Origin of the sequence: Zhongshania borealis (genome assembly GCF_039539625.1) — a bacterium.
Taxonomy (GTDB): Bacteria; Pseudomonadota; Gammaproteobacteria; order Pseudomonadales; family Spongiibacteraceae; genus Spongiibacter; species Spongiibacter borealis.
In genome coordinates, this window is record NZ_BAABDM010000002.1 from 293,228 (window position 1) to 311,182 (window position 17,955).

At 49.4% G+C, this 17,955-nt stretch carries 18 protein-coding genes; 12 read left to right on the forward strand and 6 right to left on the reverse strand.

Annotation, left to right across the window (positions count from 1 at the left end; all coding sequences use genetic code 11):
* The first annotated feature begins 29 nt into the window (after positions 1–29).
* Complete coding sequence (locus ABD836_RS07655) at positions 30–281, forward strand: DUF2909 domain-containing protein (protein ID WP_344934196.1); 252 nt, start codon at positions 30–32, stop codon at positions 279–281.
* An 89-nt stretch (positions 282–370) separates the two neighbouring features.
* Here ABD836_RS07655 and ABD836_RS07660 read toward each other — a convergent pair whose 3' ends face one another.
* From ABD836_RS07660 to coxB, 4 genes are read right to left on the reverse strand one after another with little or no spacing between them, the layout of a single operon-like run.
* The gene (locus tag ABD836_RS07660) at positions 371–1,354 is read right to left on the reverse strand and encodes a cytochrome c oxidase subunit 3 (protein ID WP_344934198.1); all 984 of its coding nucleotides are present in this window, start codon (positions 1,352–1,354) and stop codon (positions 371–373) included.
* 41 nt (positions 1,355–1,395) lie between these two features.
* Complete coding sequence (locus ABD836_RS07665; RefSeq protein WP_344934201.1) at positions 1,396–1,962, reverse strand: cytochrome c oxidase assembly protein; 567 nt, start codon at positions 1,960–1,962, stop codon at positions 1,396–1,398.
* Between the two features lie 15 nt (positions 1,963–1,977).
* Complete coding sequence (ctaD, locus tag ABD836_RS07670; RefSeq protein ID WP_344934203.1) at positions 1,978–3,537, reverse strand: cytochrome c oxidase subunit I; 1,560 nt, start codon at positions 3,535–3,537, stop codon at positions 1,978–1,980.
* An 11-nt stretch (positions 3,538–3,548) separates the two neighbouring features.
* Positions 3,549–4,706 carry a cytochrome c oxidase subunit II gene (coxB, locus tag ABD836_RS07675; protein ID WP_344935016.1) on the reverse strand — a complete coding sequence of 386 codons (1,158 nt, stop codon included), beginning with the start codon at positions 4,704–4,706 and terminating at the stop codon, positions 3,549–3,551.
* Positions 4,707–5,218: 512 nt separating this feature from the next.
* Here coxB and ABD836_RS07680 point away from each other — a divergent pair.
* The gene (locus ABD836_RS07680) at positions 5,219–6,556 is read left to right on the forward strand and encodes an MATE family efflux transporter (RefSeq protein WP_344934206.1); all 1,338 of its coding nucleotides are present in this window, start codon (positions 5,219–5,221) and stop codon (positions 6,554–6,556) included.
* On the opposite strand, the gene ABD836_RS07685 is transcribed toward ABD836_RS07680, so the two are convergent.
* Positions 6,553–7,107 carry a DinB family protein gene (locus ABD836_RS07685; protein ID WP_344934207.1) on the reverse strand — a complete coding sequence of 185 codons (555 nt, stop codon included), beginning with the start codon at positions 7,105–7,107 and terminating at the stop codon, positions 6,553–6,555. The genes ABD836_RS07680 and ABD836_RS07685 overlap by 4 nt on opposite strands.
* Before the next feature lie 77 nt (positions 7,108–7,184).
* The gene (locus tag ABD836_RS07690) at positions 7,185–8,081 is read right to left on the reverse strand and encodes a LysR family transcriptional regulator (protein WP_344934209.1); all 897 of its coding nucleotides are present in this window, start codon (positions 8,079–8,081) and stop codon (positions 7,185–7,187) included.
* A gap of 114 nt (positions 8,082–8,195) precedes the next feature.
* Between ABD836_RS07690 and ABD836_RS07695 the strand changes: the two genes are divergently transcribed.
* The 10 genes from ABD836_RS07695 to ABD836_RS07740 all read left to right on the forward strand — a co-directional run bounded on the left by ABD836_RS07695 (position 8,196) and on the right by ABD836_RS07740 (position 17,935).
* On the forward strand, positions 8,196–8,798 hold the full coding sequence (locus ABD836_RS07695) for an FMN-dependent NADH-azoreductase (protein ID WP_344934210.1): 603 nt from the start codon (positions 8,196–8,198) through the stop codon (positions 8,796–8,798).
* 71 nt (positions 8,799–8,869) lie between these two features.
* Entirely contained in the window at positions 8,870–9,733 is an 864-nt protein-coding gene (locus ABD836_RS07700) for a pirin family protein (protein ID WP_344934212.1), read from the forward strand.
* A 171-nt stretch (positions 9,734–9,904) separates the two neighbouring features.
* Positions 9,905–10,330: a CBS domain-containing protein gene (locus tag ABD836_RS07705; protein WP_344934214.1), complete on the forward strand. Its 426-nt coding sequence runs from the start codon at positions 9,905–9,907 to the stop codon at positions 10,328–10,330.
* Positions 10,331–10,384: 54 nt separating this feature from the next.
* Positions 10,385–11,233: an alpha/beta hydrolase gene (locus tag ABD836_RS07710; RefSeq protein ID WP_344934217.1), complete on the forward strand. Its 849-nt coding sequence runs from the start codon at positions 10,385–10,387 to the stop codon at positions 11,231–11,233.
* Positions 11,234–11,251: 18 nt separating this feature from the next.
* Positions 11,252–11,965, forward strand: a complete 714-nt coding sequence (locus ABD836_RS07715) for a ZIP family metal transporter (protein ID WP_344934219.1) — start codon at positions 11,252–11,254, stop codon at positions 11,963–11,965.
* 142 nt (positions 11,966–12,107) lie between these two features.
* Entirely contained in the window at positions 12,108–12,275 is a 168-nt protein-coding gene (locus ABD836_RS07720; protein WP_344934222.1) for a hypothetical protein, read from the forward strand.
* Positions 12,276–12,411: 136 nt separating this feature from the next.
* Positions 12,412–13,629 (forward strand): saccharopine dehydrogenase family protein, encoded by a 1,218-nt coding sequence (locus tag ABD836_RS07725; protein WP_344934224.1) that lies wholly within the window; start codon positions 12,412–12,414, stop codon positions 13,627–13,629.
* A gap of 357 nt (positions 13,630–13,986) precedes the next feature.
* Positions 13,987–15,639, forward strand: a complete 1,653-nt coding sequence (locus tag ABD836_RS07730) for a hypothetical protein (protein ID WP_344934226.1) — start codon at positions 13,987–13,989, stop codon at positions 15,637–15,639.
* A gap of 603 nt (positions 15,640–16,242) precedes the next feature.
* Positions 16,243–17,511 (forward strand): FAD-dependent oxidoreductase, encoded by a 1,269-nt coding sequence (locus tag ABD836_RS07735; protein ID WP_344934228.1) that lies wholly within the window; start codon positions 16,243–16,245, stop codon positions 17,509–17,511.
* 91 nt (positions 17,512–17,602) lie between these two features.
* Entirely contained in the window at positions 17,603–17,935 is a 333-nt protein-coding gene (locus tag ABD836_RS07740; RefSeq protein ID WP_344934230.1) for a rhodanese-like domain-containing protein, read from the forward strand.
* Positions 17,936–17,955: the final 20 nt, after the last annotated feature.

The window sequence follows — 17,955 nt, forward strand, 5'->3', positions numbered from 1 at the left end:
GCGGCGAACTATTGAAGAGGCTCGCCAGCATGTGGTTAAAGATTGTCATCGTTGTGCTTTTCATCGGGCTAGTAATTAGCCTGTTCAGCGGTTTGTTTTTTCTCATACAAGATAAGGGTAGGACCATGCGCACTTGGCAATCACTGAGTGTGCGCTTGGTACTTGCGGTAATGCTAATGGCATTTATCGTCTATGGTTTTTACACCGGCCAATTGGGCTCAAAAGCACCCTGGGATCAGCGCCATGGACAAGATGCCCCAATCACTCAGCAGGCTCCCTAAAACCCCATATACGACTTGGCCGTTAAGACCTATCTGCAATGCAAATAAACCTTAACGGCCAGCGTTACCATCTCGTCAGCAGTAAATGATTAGAGAATGTAAACAAACAGGAATAAGAAGACCCAAACTACGTCAACAAAGTGCCAGTACCAAGACGAGGCTTCAAAGCCAAACTGGTCATTTGCACTAAAGTGACCTTTGCTGGTTGAGCGCAACCATTGTACCAACAGCATGAAGGTACCCATCGCCACGTGGAAACCGTGGAAACCGGTCAACATGAAGAAGGTGGTACCGTAAACACCACTATTCAGGTGAATGCCGTATTCAAACAGTGCTTCGTGATATTCCATGTACTGTAAGTATAGGAAAGTACAACCCATAGCAACGGTGATAAATAACCACACATTGAATTTCTTACGGTCATTTTTCTTCATCGCCACATGTGCAATGTGACAGGTAAAGCTCGAAGCCAATAGAATAATGGTGTTATACAACGGCAACCAATGGGCAATATGGGCAAAACCGGGGAAAGACAAGTCCTTTTCAGCGCCGGTAAATACACCGTTATTCGCCAAGTGACCCGCCGCTGCTTGCGCCTGTACACCGCCAATCGCATCTTGCGGTGTAGTCAGCATAGGCCAATTGTATTCAAATCCGGGCCACAACAAACCATTCATCGCACCCGCGTCGCCTTCACCAGCCAACCAAGGCCCAGCTAAGTTACGGATGTAGAACAGGGCGCCAAAAAAGGCACCAAAGAACATAACTTCAGAGAAAATAAACCACTGCATACCCAACACATAAGAGTGCTTAAGCTGCGCACTGTTCATGCCTGCACGGTTTTCCCGAATGGTAATGCTAAACCACGTGAACAACGTCGCGGCGAGCCAAATTAAACCAGCAAATAAAATAAAACTGGAATTTGTTTCTTCACCGGGGCGGTAGCTGTTGTCGTTGATAAAGCTGGCTGCACCGAAAACTGTGGTGGTCATACCTATCGACGCGCTTACAGCAAGCTTACTACTGTCGGGTACGTAATATGTTTCGTACCCGGTTTTGCTTTGACCTGCCATTGTTAAGTCTCCATTCTCTCGCTAGAGAAAAACTCTCTTACTTATTTAGACGCCGCAACAGAGTCCTGTTTCGCGGCCATCTCGGTTACATCAAATATCGTGTAGGACAAGGTAATCACGTGGATATCTTCTGGTAAATCGCGATCAATAATAAACTGCAACGCCAAGTCGGCGTCGGCTCCTGCTGCCAGCGGCTGCTGGTTAAAACAAAAGCATTCGGTTTTATGGAAATATTCAGCGGCGCGGGACGGAACAAGACTGGGAATTGCCTGTGACACCATATAACGATCCTGCGTGTTCTTCGCATAATACGTTACATGTGAGGATGCACCGGGGTGTACCTCAACTTGGCTGGTGTTTGGCGAAAACTCCCAAGGCATTGCTTCATTGTTTTGCGCAACAAACTGCACCTTGACGGTACGGTTTGTATCGATTTGACTATCAACTACCGTATATTGCTGGCCGGTTTTACCGTTGATGCCCAACACCTCACAAAGTGCATTGTAAAGCGGGGGCATCACCCACATGGCAAAGGCAAACATGACCACGACCAAACCCAGTAACTTAATACTTAGTTTTGCGATGTTTTTGTCTGTTACTTGCGCCATGTTACACGAGCCTCTTTATTTCACTTCTGGCGGTGTAGTAAAGGTGTGGTATGGCGCGGGCGTGGGCACTGTCCATTCCAATGTTGTACCACCTTCCCAAACTTTTGCGTCGGTAACTGGCTTGCCGTGAGTAATTGTTCTAACGATATTGAACAAGAACAACAGCTGGCTAGAGCCGTAGATAAACGCACCGATGGACGACATCATATTAAAGTCGGCGAACATCAGATTGTAATCTGGGATACGACGCGGCATACCAGCCAGACCCACAAAGTGTTGTGGGAAGAAGGTCAGGTTAAAGCCGATAAACGAGATCCAGAAATGGGTCTTACCCATAGTCTCGTTGTACATCTTACCGGTCCACTTTGGAATCCAGTAGTACACAGCAGAAGACAACGCGAATATCGCACCAGCAACCATGGTGTAGTGGAAATGGGCTACAACAAAGTAGCTATCATGGTACTGGAAGTCAGCGGGCGCAATCGCCAACATCAGACCAGAGAAACCACCAATAGTGAATAAGAATACCTTCGCAATAGCGAACAACATAGGCGTTTCAAGGGTAATCGAACCCTTGAACATGGTGGTAACCCAGTTGAATACTTTTGCAGCTGTCGGTACCGCAATCAACATAGTGGCGTACATAAAGAACAGTTCGCCAGCAATCGGCATACCGACCGTGTACATATGGTGAGCCCATACAATAAACGACAGGAAGGCGATCGATGCTGTGGCGTAAACCATGGAGTCATAACCGAACAGCGGCTTGCGCGAGAAGGTCGGAATAACTTCAGACACCACACCAAAAGCAGGCAGAATGATGATGTATACTTCAGGGTGACCAAAGAACCAGAATACATGCTGGAACAATACTGGATCACCGCCACCTGCGGCAGAGAAGAAGCTGGTGCCAAAGTGAATATCCATCAGCATCATCGTTACTGCGCCCGCCAGTACTGGCATAACCGCCACTAACAAGAATGCAGTAATCAACCACGTCCATACAAACATTGGCATCTTCATGTAAGTCATACCAGGCGCGCGCATGTTTACAACAGTAGCAATGATGTTAATAGAACCCATGATCGACGAAATACCCATAGCGTGAATCGCAAAGATAAAGAAGGTCACGCTTGGTGGCGCATAAGTCGTCGACAATGGCGCGTAGAACGTCCAGCCAAAGTTTGGACCACCACCGTCCATAAACAGGGTAGAGGCCAACATCAAGAACGTTGGTGGCAATATCCAGAAAGACCAGTTATTCATCCGTGGCAAAGCCATATCTGGCGCGCCAATCATCAGCGGAATCATCCAGTTAGCCAAGCCGACAAAGGCAGGCATAATGGCGCCGAAGACCATGACAAGACCGTGCATGGTCGTCATCTGATTAAAGAATTCTGGCTGCACAATTTGCAGGCCAGGCTGGAACAATTCAGCGCGAATAATCATGGCGAACGAGCCGCCAAGTAAGAACATCGCAAAGCTGAACCACAAGTACATCGTACCAATGTCTTTATGGTTGGTGGTAAATAACCACCGAGTTAAACCTTTAGCAGGTCCGTGATGAGCACCCATGGTGTATCCCCCTACTGACCTTTCTTGAATTTGTAAATGTCAACTGGCTGCAACATGTCGCCCATGTTGTTGCCAAACGAGTTGCGCTGGTAAGTGATAACCGCAGCAAGATCAACTTCGTTAAGCTGACTACCAAACGCCGGCATCGCAGTGCCAGGCACACCATGAACAACAACTTCCATATGTCCTTTCAAAGGACCAGTCGCTATCGGGCTACCTGCAATTGCTTTACCAACGCCACCTTCGCCGCTTGCGCCGTGACAAGCTGAACAGCTGCTGGTGTAAACATTCTTACCGCGAGCAACCAATTCATCCAAACTGAAATCTTTCGCCATCAGCTCTTTGATTTCAGCAGCAGCAGCTTGTTTCTCGGCCATCCAAGCGTTGTATTCTTGCTCTTCAACCACATTCACAACAATAGGCATAAAGCCGTGGTTGCGACCACAAAGCTCGGCACACTGACCACGGTAAACACCGGTTTCAGTCGCTTTCGTCCAAGCTTCATTGATAAAACCGGGAATCGCATCGCGCTTAACGGCCAAAGCCGGTACCCACCAAGCGTGCAATACGTCGTTGGCAGTAACTAAGAAGCGAACTTTTTTGTTGACCGGAATGACCACTGGCTCATCGACTTCTAACAAATAGTTAGAACCCTTTTCCTCAGTGTTGGCAATTTCTGCACCATCAGTCAGCAAATTTGAGAAAAAGCTAACATTGTCGCCATTTGGATTGATGTACTCGTATTTCCATTTCCACTGATAACCAGTGATCAAGATATCGAGTTCAGCGTCATCGGTGTCGTAGATTTCGATCAGAGTCTTAGTAGCAGGAACCACCATAATCAACAGGATCAGAAACGGAACGATAGTCCAGACAATTTCCACTTTGGTGTTTTCGTGGAAGGTCGCTGGTTCAGGATGACGGTCTTTACGGTAGGCAAATACCGAATAAAACATCACGCCAAAAACCAAAATGCCCGTTACGACGCAGACGTAGAAAACCCACATATGCAAATCGTAAATTTGATGACCAACCTCGGTGATTCCAGGGGTCATATTAGTTTGCCAACGCGCGCCCTCTTCGGCCCATGCGCCGGTACTAAAAAGGCTTAGCAGCATTAGCACAGGACTAAGCGCCAGCTTTAAAAGCCGTCTCGCTTGTAAATACATCTCCCGTGTCTCCATGTATAGTTGAATAAAGACCCCGCCGCTAAACCTGCAGTTGTTGCTATACACAATATTTACCCCGCCATGGAACGCAATCGCTAAATTGGACTCTGAAACAGGCAAAGACAATTCCTCTCAGCCAGCCTAGCGGCCGAATTAAGGATTTATCTGTTGTTATTTGTGCAGCGCAAACCCGCTTAGAATGCTTTGGGTGCGACAAAACGCCGCAATTATAAACCCGTTGAATACACCAGCGCTACTGTGCTGCACCCTAAAGCACAATGATCCAAGCCTTTGTCGGCATTATTTTCCCGCCATATTACTAACTAAAGTGCTCTGGCGAGCCATCAACCACAAGATATAGACATAAATCTAATTGCAAGCAATTAACATCTCGCGTTAACCCGGCCCTGTTTTTGTGCAATTCACCTGCATCTCGCCTCAAATAAAGGCTTAGATTTGGTGAGAGCGGCGACGCACGCTACAATCCAGCACAATCCAACATTTGAATAGCAATGCCGTATAACACCAATCCTGAGCTAAAAACCGGTATTGCACCCCGCGTGTGGGCATTAGCGTGGCCGATGATTTTGGCCAATCTGTCGGTACCTCTGCTAGGTCTTGTCGACACAGCGATACTCGGCCATCTCAGTGACAGCCGGTACCTAAGCGCCGTGGCCATAAGTACCAGCTTATTGGCGTTTCTGTATTGGGGCTTTGGATTTTTGCGCATGGGCACCACCGGCGCTAGCGCCCAACTTTTAAACAAGCCCAAAGACGCCAACGCCTTATTGTTAAAAGCCGCTGCGCACAGCCTATTTATCGCCCTTTGTATCGGGATCGGCGGATTAGCACTCAGCGATATTGGCCTGCGCCTAATGAACACCCCTGAATCACTGCAGCCTTTAGCGCAAAGCTATTTACATATTCGCCTGTTTAGCGCCCCAGCGGTGCTATGCACCTATGTCATAGTCGGCTGGCTAATAGGCCGGCAACAAACACGCTGGCCACTGATTATCGCAGTCACGACCAATGGCGTGAACATAATACTAGACTGGATTTTTATCGTTGGCCTAGAGATGAGTAGTGATGGTGCCGCGCTCGCCAGTGCCATCAGCGAGTACTGCGGGCTAGGTATTGGTCTCTGGGCCGTGCGCGGCGCGCTAATCGCGAGTTTTAAGCAAGGCCTGCGATACAGCTGGCAATACGGGCCCGCACTAAAGCAGCTACTCAATAACAATGTGCACCTTTTTATTCGAACTGCCGCGCTGTTATTTAGCTTTGCGTTTTTTACTGCGCAAGGCGCTGTCTTTGGCCAAAGCACCTTGGCCGCGAATGCAATTTTACTGCAACTTATGCTGGTCAGCGCCTACGGCATGGATGGCTTTGCCCACGCCGCAGAAGCCATGGTGGGCGAGGCATACTCCCAAGGCAAGCCCAACGCTTTACTAAGAATCTGCCAATGTTGTGCGCGTTACTGCGTCGCCACCGCACTTATTGCCAGCGCACTGTTATGGCTAGGCGAAACCGCTATCCTGGCCCTGATGACCGACATCGACGCCGTTCAACATATCGCCAGCCAGCACTACAACTGGCTTATCATATTGCCATTGCTGTGCGCCCCCAGTTACCTGCTAGACGGTGTTTTTATTGGCGCCCTAAAAACCCAAACCATGCAATGGACGATGCTTGCGAGTGTTGCGCTGGTATATCTTCCGGTATGGCTTATAAGCAAGGAACTCGGAAATCACGGCCTATGGCTGAGTTTCTGCGCCTTTAATCTTGCGCGAAGTATCAGCCTGGGCCTATTTTTTAATCGCGCGATATTGCGGCCCATCGCGGCCCGCTCTTAATTCACTGCAGCAAAATCAATCTCATCAACCCACAGCAAAAAGTCCGTGACGCCCACATCCATACCTTGCTGGCTTAGCAACGTGGTCAACTGGCCTCGGTGGTGGGTTTGGTGATTAAAAAAGTGCTGCAAGACCAAGCCAAAGGGTTTGCAGAAATGAGCGTCTTTACTGTTTTTATAGGCAAAGCGCCGATCAAAATCTGCCTCCTCCAGCACTTCTGTCCATTGGCAGATAGCCGTGTCTAGGTTCTTACGGACCGGCAACAAAGCATCCAACTGCGAATACACAATCTGATTCAATGCCTGGGGCGTTTCTATTAATTCGACCATGTCCAAACAAGTAGCTTCGTTAAATGGCGGCGCAGCAAAGCGCTTCAGCCACATTACATCTGCCACATAAAGATGGTTGAAGGTACCCAGTATCGACTGAAAAAACGCCCCCATATTGCTGCGTAATTGGTCGTCGTCAAGTTTGCAGGCAGCGGCAAACAGCCGCTGATTCATGTCGCGATTATATCGCCCCATAAGAACATATTGCTGCTGGCGACTCATGATTTAACCCTCAAACGCACAACACCCGACGTTTTGACCCATCACCACAAATAACATTAGGTGAATACCTTTGGTATTTAGCACACTAAATTGGCCACCGCGGTTTTGATAAATGCTTCGCTACGCAGCGCTGCGGCGCCCGCCAAATCGCGATTTGGCAAAATCAAAAACAAGTCTGCATGCCGCTCGCCGCCCTCAACCATTGGTAGCGGCTTTATTAAGCCGCTCGCCAGTTCATCGCGCATGGCCACCGCGGGCAGCCACGCAAACCCGACACCTCTGGACACTGCATTGATCGAGGTATCCATGCGACTAACCGTAAGTCTTTGCGCCGCATCTAACCACCCCGAATCCCGTTGGCGCCGCACACCCGAGTCCCGCACCACAATCTGCCGAAACGGCCGCAAGTCACGGTAATCTAATTCCCGGCCCAATAGATGAAGAGGGTGATCGTGCTTGGCCACCGCCATAAACTTGATCCGCATTAAGTGATCCCCCAAAAAACCCGGCGGCACAATACCGGTAATCGCCACGTCACAACGCCGCTCTAGCAGGGCCTCTTCAGCGCCGCTGAGCACCGATTCAATACATTCAATACGAGTATTTGGGCAGTGCGTACTGAGATCATCGAGACAATCCAGCATTACCCCAGAGGGAAACAGCGTGTCACAAACAATGCGTAATTGCGGCTCCCAGCCCGCCGCAACCGATTTCGCGGACTTTTCAAGACGCAGCGCCTCGTCAATCAACGCACGTCCGCGGCGGTATAACATTTGCCCCGCCTCGGTTAGCTCAGCCTTGCGGCCACGAATTTCAAATACGCTCACCCCCAGCTGCTCTTCCATTTTCTGGATGGTGTAGGTCACCGCCGACTGGCTTTTATGCAAAACCTCGGCGGCGCGGGCATAGCTACCTTCGTCAACCACCGCCAAAAAGCAGTGCCACTGCTCAAGACTCGTTCTAGGTCCGCTCATACATCTAAATTCTTGATTGGTTAGGCCAATAAATTGCGCTTTTTAAACAACTTTATCAATAGTTTAATGAGCTCAACAGCACGATATCTATCGCTCAAATAGGAGTCACCCACGATGAAAACGATCCTCCAGATTAATAGCAGCCTTTTTGGCGAACAAGGCCAATCAAGCAAAATGGCTAATGAATTTGTTACTAAGCTGCAAGCGCGTAGCGACGCTAGCAAGCTGCTCCGCCACGACTTACACGCCACGCCCTTGCCACACCTCGACGGCCAGCGCTTTTCCGCATTCACCACCCCCGCAGCTGAGCGCAGCGCCACTCAGCAAGCGGTTGTCGCCGAGTCCGATGCCTTAATAAATGAATTGCGCGAGGCTGACATTATTGTGCTCGGCATGCCGCTCTATAATCTTGGCGTGCCGTCTACCTTTAAGGCGTATATTGATCACGTTGCTCGCGCTGGTGAAACATTCCGCTACACCGCGAACGGCCCGCAGGGTCTATTAGAAGACAAAAAAGTTTATGTTTTTGCGGCTCGAGGCGGAATCTACGAAGGCACTGCAATGGATACCCAGAGCGCCTACATCCGCCATATATTCGGTCTTATGGGTATTCAAGATATCGAGTTTATCTACGCGGAAGGCCTAAGCAAAGGCGGTGACGTCGCTGAGAAATCGCTGGCTGCCGCACAGGCGCTTATTCGCCAGAAAGCCGCGTAGACCAACGAGGTGCAAGACCTGTAAAGCCGTAAAGCACTCGTGTCGATCAACATCAATTTAGGAGCTGCATCATGACTAGCCGTAGCGTATCTCGAATCATTCCGGCCCAAGCCACGTCAGACGGCGCCGGCGTCAAGCTCAAGCGCAGTCTTGGCCAGTCGAATGGTGCTCGCCATGATCCGTTTTTAATGCTGGATGAATTCTTTTCCGACGAGCCCGCGGACTACCTCGCCGGCTTTCCATCGCACCCCCATCGCGGCTTTGAGACCGTCACCTATATGCTAGACGGCCATATGTTGCATGAGGATCATTTAGGTAATAAGGGTCACCTCAAAGACGGCGGCGTGCAGTGGATGACGGCCGGGCGGGGCGTCATCCACTCGGAAATGCCCCAGCAAGAGGCTGGCCGAATGCGTGGTTTTCAATTGTGGATAAATCTGCCCTCCGCAGAAAAAATGCGGCCAGCTCACTACGAGGACATTCCCGCTGACAAGATCCCAAGACTGTCGCTTAATAACGGCGGAGAGGCGGTCCTGATTGCTGGCCAGTGCCAGATCGACGACCAACTAGTGCAGGGTTATATTAATGGCCTCGATGGCCAACACTTGAGCACTGACCCGATCTATATCGACCTCCGACTCAAAGCCGGGCAGACCAGCAAGATCGCTTTATCTGCAGCACACAATGCCTTTGTCTATGTTTATGAGGGCGAGGCCATTATTGGCGAGCAGGTGATTGCCAGCACCACCAGTGCGCTATTGAGTCAGGGCGACGAGCTGTTGATTACAGCCAGCGGTGATACTCGGCTACTATTATTGGCGGCCAGCCCCATTGGCGAAACCGTCGTGCAATATGGTCCCTTTGTCATGAATAGCAGCGATGAGATCGAGCAGGCTATGCGCGATTATCGCGACGGCGTGTTAACCAGCGGCTGATCTCGGATTATAGTAGTGATGAGTTCAGCCATGGAACAAATAGCCGCGGTCGGGAGTCACACGGACTTTGGCTATTAACACTGCGCCATTGCTGAAAATAGGCGTAAGCTATGCTTAGCTAGTGGGCACAGTGATTGCTTTACACAACTCATCACACAAAAGGAGTGATTTATGACAACCTCAATGCTCGTTAGGGACGTGATGAAAACACCATCGCCTGCTGTAAAGCAGGGTACCGATCTCGGCGAGGTCGTAGAAACCCTATTAAAACATGGTGTGTTTGGCTTGCCAGTGATCAATGATGACCGTGAATTGGTTGGCTTTGTCTCAGAGCAAGACTGTATTCATTCAGTACTGGTCAGCAGTTATCACTGCGAGGGCGCACCTATTGTTGACGACGTTATGAGTCGTGAAGTTTTGGCCGTCGACGCGGATTCGTCGATTATCGATTTGGCACAAAAGATGGGCAAGCTCAAACCCAAATCTTATCCCGTAACAGAAGACGGCAAGTTGACCGGCCTCATCACCCGAAGCGCAATTTTAGCGTCGCTATGGGCTAATCGCGCCAGCTGCGACATACCCAACGACAAGCAATAAACCCAAAAGCGAACTAAGCCGCCACCTGAGTGCGGCTTAGCAAGAGAGCAACTCATGCCCAGCAAATTTATTTGCGCGATTTTTTTCAGCCTTTGTTTTGCCAATAGCAGCTTCAGCGCTACCCTGAAAGACCTCCCGTACGGACTCGACAAAGCCCAGGCGCTCGACGTTTACCTGCCCGACACTGAGCTGGCCAGCAGACCAATCGTATTTATGGTGCACGGTGGTGCTTGGCGCATTGGCGACAAAACCAACCATAGCGTTATAAAGACCAAAGTTCGGCGTTGGGTAAAACAAGGCTGGGTAGTTATATCGGCCAATTACCGCCTAATCCCCGCAGCGGATCCCTATACGCAAGCTGAAGATGTTGCCACCGCCCTGGCCTATGTACAAATTCACAGCGCGGAATGGGGCGCTGATGCCAGTAAAATTATACTGATGGGCCACTCCTCTGGCGCTCACTTGGTGTCCTTATTGGCAACAGATAAATCGCTTGGTGAAAAGTTTTCCTTAAAACCGATACTCGGCAGTGTGTGGCTCGACAGCGCCGCGCTCGATGTCATAGAAATTATGCGAAACCCACACTCGCGGTTTTACGACAAAGCGTTTGGCGACTCAGCTGATTACTGGCGAAAAGTTTCTGCTGTTGAATACCTCCATAAAGACATCAAACCCATCGCGCTAGTCTGTTCCAGTCAGCGCGATGACAGCTGCCCGCAGGCTCAGGCCTTGGCAGATAAGGCCACGCAATTGGCGGTGCGCACCAACATCATTACGGTTGACCTCAGCCACCACCAGATTAATGCCACCTTGGGCGACAACACCCCTTATACCTGGCAGGTAGAAGACTTTATGCGCAGCCTCGATCCCGCACTAAACGCCTATCTCAAGCCAACACCTTAACTAAGGCTGTTTTTAGCAATGCAGGGAATTGCCGAAATTGTCGTGCTCACTGCAGGTGCTGGCGCCTGTATTCCACTGGGTGGCTACATCGCCAGCCGCACCCGTATTAAACAGCAGTGGCTAGCACGCGAATTTCGACACGCAATAATAGCCCTAGGCGCCGGTATTTTGCTTGGCGCTGTTGCCATGGTGCTCGTACCCGAGGCCCTACAGCATCTGCACTTTGCCCCGTGGTCGACACTGTTACTGCTCGGTGGCGGCTTACTATTTTATGGTTTAGAACGCTTTTTAGACATACACCGCCACAGTGCGCCGCAATTTACCGGGATGCTACTGGACTTCCTTCCCGAATCACTCGCATTAGGCGGCCTTGCCGCAGCCGGGGCCGACGCTACCGTCTTGCTTGCCCTACTGATCGGACTACAGAACTTGCCCGAAGGGTTTAACGCCTATAAAGAACTCCGCGAAGCCAAATATCCAAGTAATAAGGTACTCATGCTAATGCTTGCTCTCGTGCCACTTGGGCCGGCCGTCGGTTTAGTGGGATACTATTTTCTCGGTGATCTACCCCAAACACTGGGCGCTATTCTCTTGGTCGCCAGTGGTGGTATTTTGTACCTGATTTTTCAGGACATAGCGCCCCAAGTACAACTGCGCAAACACCGCGCGCCACCACTTGCTGCGGTCATTGGTTTTGCTTTGGCCATGTTAGGCAGTATGCTTAGCCATTAATGATGAATAAGCGGACGCGAGCGTTTTTCAACGCGGAGCGGCTCGCGAAAATTCCTGCAATTATCTGTAAACGCAGGGAGCATTATCATCGGCAATTTGGTCGAACATCAACACGCCACCTCACTCATCACAGAGCCTTATTATGCGCTTGTTTGTACTATTACTGTCCGTTACCTGCGTTCTTACGCTTAGCGCCTGCGGCACCTCGAACTACGATCAATCGCGGGAGTGGCGTCTACAAGAATGCGAAAAAATTCTAGATGATCACGATCGCGGCCAATGTAAAACCAATACACCACACTACAAATAATCGAACCTTCGGGTATCGCCAGCATATGCACGAAGCAATGTTGACAGTGAACAAATAGTGCTAAGCTCTGATCCACAGCTCGCTCCGAGCCCCACGTTCACGGCTCGCTCTAACATCACACCCTTGAGGGAAAAACATGGCAGAATCTAAATACGACATCGTGGTATTCGGCGCCAGTAGCTTTGTTGGCGAAATTCTCTGCAATTATCTTGCGGGCTGCAAAGAGGAGCCTGCACTTCGCTGGGCTATCGCGGGACGTTCCGCCAGCAAGCTAGACGCCGTAAAGGCCAAATTAGGGATCAACGATCTCGAGGTAATCATTGCCGATGCCAGCGACGAAGCTGCCTTGCGCAATTTATGCAGCCAAACCCGCGTCGTTACCACAACCGTCGGCCCGTACGCCTTGTACGGCGAGACCCTAGTTAAAATTTGCGCCGAAACCGGCACTGACTACTGCGACCTCACCGGCGAAGTTCAGTGGATCCGCCAAATGGTCGACCGCTACCACAGCACTGCCAAAGCATCTGGCGCGCGTATCGTGAACTGCTGTGGCTTCGACTCTATCCCATCAGATCTCGGGGTTTACTATACCCAACAACAGAGCACAGAATTGTTTGGCGAAAACTGCAACAAAATTCAAATGCGCGTTAAAGCCATCAAAGGTGGATTATCTGGTGGTACTTTTGCCAGTTTGATCAATGTCATGAAAGAAGCCTCCGGCAACCCGGCACTGCGCAAAGAAATAGCCGACCCTTATTCACTTTGCCCTGACGAAACCACTAAAACTCGTCAGGTAAATCCCGGTCTCGCCCAAAATGATACGGCATCGAAGAGCTGGACCATTCCTTTCATTATGGCGGCGATTAACACTCGGGTTGTACAGCGTACAAATCATTTACTGCCGCAGGCCTACGCCAAACCATTCTTATATGACGAAGCCATGCAAGTCGGCAGTGGCCTCGGTGGTCGGCTCCGCGCATCCGCCATGGGCGGTGGTTTAGCTGGCTTTATGGTGACGGCAAGCTTAAAACCCGGACGCTGGATACTAGAGCGCCTATTACCAGCACCTGGCGAAGGCCCAAGCCCAGAAGACCAAACAAATGGCTACTACGATCTGCGCTTTTACGGCAGCACCGCCAATGGCAAAAACTTAATATGCAAAGTCACCGGCGATCGCGATCCCGGCTATGGCTCTACAGCAAAGATGCTCGGCCAAGCCAGTATTTGCCTCGCGCGGGATATCGAAAAAGCCGAAGTCAGTGGTGGCCTATTAACCCCGGCCAGTTGCTTTGGCAATGCCCTGATCGAGCGCCTGAAAGCTTATGCAGGTTTAAGCTTTAGTGTAATTGAGTAAATAATACTTACATCCCGCGCGGTGAATCACGCTTTTATTCGTCATTTTTTTGCAGATAGAGCATCACGCGCGGGGACCTCCTTGCCAATCATTCATAGCTACTGTCAACGCACAGCAGCCCCTTAAGCAATGACCTTGTTACAAAACGCTTTTACGCATTTGTATATCTACGCAGATATACATATAAATTTGCGCTGTAAATTTCAAGGTTACGTACTTGCGTAATTTACAATAGGCACAAAAGGAAATTCTCGGAACCCGAATACAATGGTCAAGCAAGTGGCAAGCACCGACTTTCCCGACTAGTATTTATCTAAACATAATTTAATAAGACCTAAGTTAGGAGTTATAAAAATAATGACTTATCGTGAACTCGGACAATCGATACGGTTCCCAGTCGTTCTGTTATCCGTATTTTTACTTATATCATGTGGCGGTGGCGGTGGCGGTGGCGGTGGCGGTGGCGGTGGCGGTGGCGATGAAACACCGAGTGATGTCAGCCCACAGAAAAAAGCATATTTCATTGACTCTGGCGTATCTGGATTAGAATACAGTTCCCCTAGTTATCAGGGCCTTACTGATAACAATGGGGGCTTTCTCTATAAATCTGGGGAATCAACAACATTCAGTTATCATGGGTTATTGCTTGGAAGTGTCGTTACCGGCGTAAACAGTGCCGTATTTTCTCCACTGGATTTATTTTCCACTACTGATGTGAATAACCAGTCCGTTAAAAACACACTCGTATTTTTGCAATCCCTAGATACTGACCAAATCGCTGGCAACGGCATCAGTTTGACCGGCTTTAGCTCTTCAAATGAACCCGATTTTTCTTCACTAGAAATAAGTAGCGCCACTTTTCAAGATGATCTGGTTTCTGCACTCGAAAGCACCGATAGAACAATACCGTTGATTTCGGAATCAGATGCGCTGGCACATTTTAACAACACAATGATCACCCTAAATGCCACCACTTTCTTGGAGGGACGCTGGATAACTCGAGACGCAAAATATGGCGACGTGAACGCCGTATACACCTTTTCAGAAAACGGCACTTTAATGCTATCTGAATTCGACAACTGTGCGAATAACGAGACGTCTTGGAGCGCAACAGAAGCGCATGCAAAACGAAACTGTACAGAAAGTAGCTATTCAATGACCGCTGTTCTAAACGGGAAAGATCTCGCTATGACAGGAGATAATTTTAGTGATAGCTGCACTATCATCTCTTCTTCACCCTACTTCATTGAAGCAAACTGTGAATTTGAGGGGAGCGAGTTAGGCTCAGAACTAACCAGATTTGAACGCGACATTACCGAGCTAAATAATAAGCTTGTCGCGAATAAATACCGTGAAATTGAAGCGAATACGCTTAGCTACACTGAGCTAACATTTAACCCAGACTTGACGGGATCATATCATTATGTTGATAGCGATGATGTTATTAGCTTGGACGATACCGGGGACTTCGATTGGACAACGAGTTCTTCTGAATTGACTTATTCGGGAGTGGATGGCGCAAATTCAAATTTTGCAGGCACGCTGGCTTTTGGTGAAGATGTGAAAGGCGCATGGAATAATACAACGAGTATTTTAATTCCGGACTTTGACGACCGCCTAATAAATAATTTCTTCAGCTATGGAAGCCTTATATATGTTTACGACGCAATCAATGGTAACTGTAAGTCCCTGTACAATTTCAGCAATGTATTCGAAGGAACTTCTCAGGGGCTGCTCGCAAAACATCAAAATGGCGGAAACAACCAAGATGTATGTGACTCCAGTGGCGGCTTGCGTTCTCCTGACGGAAACTCGCCGGACGATTACACCATTTTAATCAGTGACACGAATAACGGTGCATTTGTGATAGAAAAATCTTCTGATGGTAGTTACCGGGAAATTTGCTGGCCAGTATCTTACTCAACGACATCTGATGCTGGAAGTATCGCTTTTTTAGCTTGCTCGATAAATGAACTACCGTTTACGTTCGAAATTTGGCGGTCTTTGTAACTGCCTAGGCATCCATCGGTATAATTCTCGATGCCTAGACAAATTCTACCCTCCGATGATGAAATCTCCCTATAGCGCAGGGGAGATTTCATTTTATGATTAGCATCAAAAAAGTAAGAAGCTTGCACTCCATTTTCCTTACCAGATCATACGGGACAATCATAAGTTAGTTTTTTGAGTTGTCGCGGATTCAGTTCAACTGTATGTCATGCCTGATATCTCGGCCGCTTTAGTGAATTGAAATCATTAGTTTGGTTATTTGAATTCTTTACGCTTGTTACTAAATTTATACGCAAAAATACGTCTACGCGCGACCTGCTGAACCAAAGAACAAGACGTAGTGGGCTACCAGCGGCTGGTGTAGAATGAAATAACATGTACCGTTGAATGCTTAGAAGGGCAAGTCAAAATCACACGCCACATAGTAGACGTAAAAAAGTGAAATACAACGAGGGTAACTGGGCGATTTGCCCGAAATGCCAAGGACGTGGAAACCGAAACCGAAGGCTTCGCAAAAAAGTGCGGCTGCTATATCTGCAGCAACTAGCTGAGTTTGAAACGCGCAAAGGCGAGGGACCGACGCCTATCCGCCCGAGGGGCCACTTGGAATCGTGCACGCATTGTGCGGGCTGTGGCTTGATTCCCGCTGCAGCCCCCACAACCCCCGATAAAGAAAACTACCCCCACGTCGCGATAATCGGCGGTGGCATCGGCGGGGTCGCACTCGCGGTAGCGTGTTTACACCGCGGCATTCCATTTACCCTCTACGAGCGGGACGGCAGCTTTGATGTACGATCCCAAGGTTATGGACTGACCCTACAACAAGCGAGCAAAGCTATCCAAGGGCTCGGCATTTTCACTTTAAAAGAAGGCGTTATTTCAACACGTCACCTTGTACATACAACGGCGGGCAAGGTACTTGGCGAATGGGGGATGCGAAAGTGGACACAGCCCGGTGCCAAAAAAACGGCCAAACGCACCAATGTGCATATCGCCCGGCAATCTTTGCGTCTCGCCCTGCTTGATCAGCTCGGCGGCAACGACGCGGTGCAGTGGGGCCACCAGCTAGTCGATTTAAAAGAGCGTAATGATGGCGCCGTTGCGTTGAGTTTTCACGCGAACGGCAAGTTGAAGCACGCCAAGGCCGATCTTGTGGTCGGAGCCGACGGTATTCGCAGCGCTGTGCGCGGCTTACTGATTGGCGAGGAGACACCCTTACGTTATCTCGGTTGTATTGTGATTTTGGGCATTTGTCCTTTAGCAGACTTAAACGGCCTTGAAAGTGAATTACTGGATTCGGCGACGGTTTTTCAAACAGCCAACGGCAATGAACGCATTTATATTATGCCCTATGCCGCCGATTCGGTGATGTGGCAATTAAGCTTTCCCATGCCAGAACACGAGGCCAAGGCTTTGAGTGCCCTGGGGCCGCAAGCACTTAAAGAAGAGGCCTGTCGAAGGAGCCAGTGGCACGACCCGATCCCGCAAATTTTAACGGCAACGCAGTTGGCTAAATTATCAGGCTATCCGGTATATGACCGGGAATTACTCACTGCGGAGCAACTGGAGAAAGGCGCGGCGCTGACCCTTATTGGCGATGCAGCTCACCCCATGAGCCCCTTCAAAGGCCAAGGTGCGAATCAAGCACTTCTCGACGCGATTGCGCTGGCTCGGGCAATCGCAAAAGGCTGTGGCGCTTTCACCCAATGGCGTGAAGTGGGAATAAGAAAAAGCGTGTTAGCCGAGTTTGAGGCAGAGATGTTGACGCGTAGTGCGATAAAAGTTGAAGGTTCTGCAGATGCTGCCGCATTCCTACACTCGGATAGTGTACTCCATGAAAGCGATGAACCGAGGGGACGGACTCGAAGCTAGTACGCATTTCCCGCTTTCTGAAGTCGCTTCTATACTACATACTAATAATCAATCTAGTATCATAAATGATCGATATTAAGAGGCTTTAACCATGACATGGAATATATTCGCCAAAACCTCGCTTCTCCTAGTCGCACTTTTTCTCAGCACGACAGCTTATGCCGAACCAGCATGGATTGATGTGCGTAGCGAATTAGAACACCGCATAGACAGCATCAATGGCGATGTTCGAATTTCACACGGAGAAATTGTTCAGGAACTCAGCAAAATCCTTCCTGATAAAAACGCTGAAATTCACTTATATTGCCGTAGCGGCGGGCGCGCAGGAAAGGCCATGGCCGCATTACAAGCGGCTGGGTATAGCAATGTATCTAATGCTGGCAGCATTGACGATGCACGTAATCAACGCGGCCTAAGTCATTAAGGGAGAACCTTATTTGCGCC